Origin of the sequence: Rhizobium album (assembly GCF_003122325.1) — a bacterium.
Lineage (GTDB): Bacteria > Pseudomonadota > Alphaproteobacteria > Rhizobiales > Rhizobiaceae > Metarhizobium > Metarhizobium album.
Map to the genome: position 1 here is coordinate 1 of NZ_QFBC01000047.1, position 2,340 is coordinate 2,340.

General features: G+C 54.4%; 3 protein-coding genes and 1 pseudogene. 2 read left to right on the plus strand and 2 right to left on the minus strand.

Annotated elements, in window-relative coordinates; translation table 11 throughout:
* Positions 1-113: 113 nt before the first annotated feature.
* Together DEM27_RS33295 and DEM27_RS35330 are read right to left on the minus strand one after the other, a co-directional pair.
* Positions 114-410: a hypothetical protein gene (locus DEM27_RS33295; protein ID WP_128755631.1), complete on the minus strand. Its 297-nt coding sequence runs from the start codon at positions 408-410 to the stop codon at positions 114-116.
* A 21-nt stretch (positions 411-431) separates the two neighbouring features.
* Positions 432-635, minus strand: a pseudogene (locus tag DEM27_RS35330) (DUF6538 domain-containing protein); the annotation flags it as partial.
* Positions 636-1,025: 390 nt separating this feature from the next.
* On the opposite strand from DEM27_RS35330, the gene DEM27_RS34900 reads away from it, so the two are divergent.
* Together DEM27_RS34900 and DEM27_RS34905 are read left to right on the plus strand one after the other, a co-directional pair.
* On the plus strand, positions 1,026-1,769 hold the full coding sequence (locus tag DEM27_RS34900; protein ID WP_245446307.1) for a DUF4236 domain-containing protein: 744 nt from the start codon (positions 1,026-1,028) through the stop codon (positions 1,767-1,769).
* Positions 1,770-1,776: 7 nt separating this feature from the next.
* Positions 1,777-2,229 carry a hypothetical protein gene (locus DEM27_RS34905; RefSeq protein WP_245446309.1) on the plus strand — a complete coding sequence of 151 codons (453 nt, stop codon included), beginning with the start codon at positions 1,777-1,779 and terminating at the stop codon, positions 2,227-2,229.
* Positions 2,230-2,340: the final 111 nt, after the last annotated feature.

The window sequence follows — 2,340 nt, forward strand, 5'->3', positions numbered from 1 at the left end:
ATTCATCCCTTGACCGGCAGACGCCGGATCGGGCCTACTTCAATGCGCTGACGCCGATGATGGTGGCAGCATAATCGAGGCGGAAATCCACTTAGCAAAACGCCCGAAACTGTTCAGACAAACCGAGTCACCTCTAAGCATGCAACCTTGTCCTTGGCCAACGCGGCGCCGACCTTTTGCAAGCTTGCTCGAATCCCTTTGAGGTTATTGCGTCTCTGAATCGATGATGCCCGATGTTCACGCATGAGTTCGGCTATTCCGCGATCATTGTCGCTCACGATCTCATTTTCCTCAATCTCATGGATGTCGGATGATGACATGGTGAAGAGAAGATGCCTGTCCTCCTTCCTGATGCGGTCGATCTCGGCGGCGAGTGCCGTTAGGCTGGCGGAAAGGACTTCTCTGGTCATGCTAGGTTCCTCGATCTGCTCGGTCATCGCCCCGGCCAGAATCCTTGCGCGACGACGTGCTTCCTCTGCCGAAATCGGACCGAGACTGATTCTGATGGGGGATGACCCCCATTTTTCCCGGAACCTAGCCGGGACACGTTGTTGGAACGTGAATCCCGAAGACCGTCGCCAAAGATACATAACGAACCTTTCAGTGGGCGGCGATGTGTACGGTCGTGTGTACATCAATGTGTACGACGGAAAATGGTCGCCTAAACTATTATGTAAATTCAGAGGCTTAGGATGGTGTAGATCGTCACATTCGACGATTTTCCAGCCTTTGAAAACATTGAGTTTTCTATGAGCTATCGTCACCAACGATTAGCCCTGTCGTCACATTCGTTGCTCCTGCGGCATCCATTTCTCATATTCGATTGTTCTGGGGGATACCTCGTGCCGAGAAATTCCCATGCGACGTTTATTGAGAGCTTCTAGGGGAGCGTTTCTTCGGATTGCAATCAAAAGCGTTAATGCGCTTGCTTGCGCTCGCTTGCTATTCGATAGTCGTACTCAACCTCTACAAGAGCAACGCGTTTTCGCGCGAAAGCATGGGGAGGCTTTGGTGCGGGGGCGCAATTGCCATTCTACATTAGAAAATCGGTTTCGGCGGGTCCATTCCGCTTCAACTTCTCCAAGTCTGGGGTCGGCGTGTCTGTAGGCGTGAAAGGCCTGCGGATAGGAACCGGTCCCCGCGGACACTACATTCATGCTGGTCGCGGCGGCCTCTACTATCGGGCGACGCTTGGTAATGCTGGAGGAAGTCGGCAAGCTTCGGTTTTGCCGCAACATCAGGCATCGCCGAAGCTTACTTTCGACAACGGTGATGTCGAAATGATCGAGATCGATTCCGGCGATGTCATGCACATGCGTGACACTTCCTTTTCGGAACTCCTTGACGAGATAAACTCCAAGGCGCGGCAGACGCGCATGTCTGTGGCTCTTTCTTTGACCGCTCTTGCAACGGGTGCGGTGGCAGGCCTCGCCACGGGAGGACCTGGATTGCTAATTTGCGCCGTGGCGCTACCAGCAGGGGCAATCGGCAGCTGGCTGGATTCATATCGCAGGACAACCGTACTCTACTATGACCTCGAAGGTGACGCGGAAACAGCCTACGGCCGACTGACAGAAGGGTATGACGGCCTGAACGGGTGTGCTGCCAAATGGCATATCGAAGCCGGAGGCGCTATCCAAAGTCTCACAGCCTGGAAGTGCAATGCAGGAGCTTCCCACCTCGTAAACAGGAAATCGACCACGCTCGCTTATACCCTCCCGTCTATTATCAAGAGCAACGTCATACCTCCTGCTCTGCATGTAGAGTAGGCAGGTCATGTTTTTCATGCCTGATATTGTGCTTGTGCAGGACGGTAGTCGGGTAGGTGCTGTCAGCTACGCCGACCTGAACGTGCGGTGGCAGGACTCCAGGTTCATCGAGACCGAGCGTGTGCCAAGTGACGCCAGGATCGTAGGTCACACTTGGAAGCATCCGAACAAAAGCGGCGGTCCCGACAGGCGCTTCAAAGACAACAGGCAGATTCCAGTCTGCCTGTACGAAACTATGCACCTCACGAGCAACAGTGGCGTTAACGAACTCGTGGAGTTTTCCAGGACCGGAGTGGTGGCCGCTTTTGTGGATGGATGCCGGATGCTCGCCGCACTGCCTCGGGAACGGAGACCTACAGTCGCGTTGCCACGAGCGCCTGCAAACGATGCCGTGGATGTCACTCCCGTCAAGGCCACTGAAAAGAAAGGCAGCTTCCTCAAGGGCCAGCCACTAACGTAAATGTGGAATCGCTAAAATTTTAGTGATTCCACATTTTTTGGCGGAGGCGCTCACTCGAAATACAGGACATCCTCGAAGCGAACCGCGCCCTTTGCGAGGCCCAGACGCATC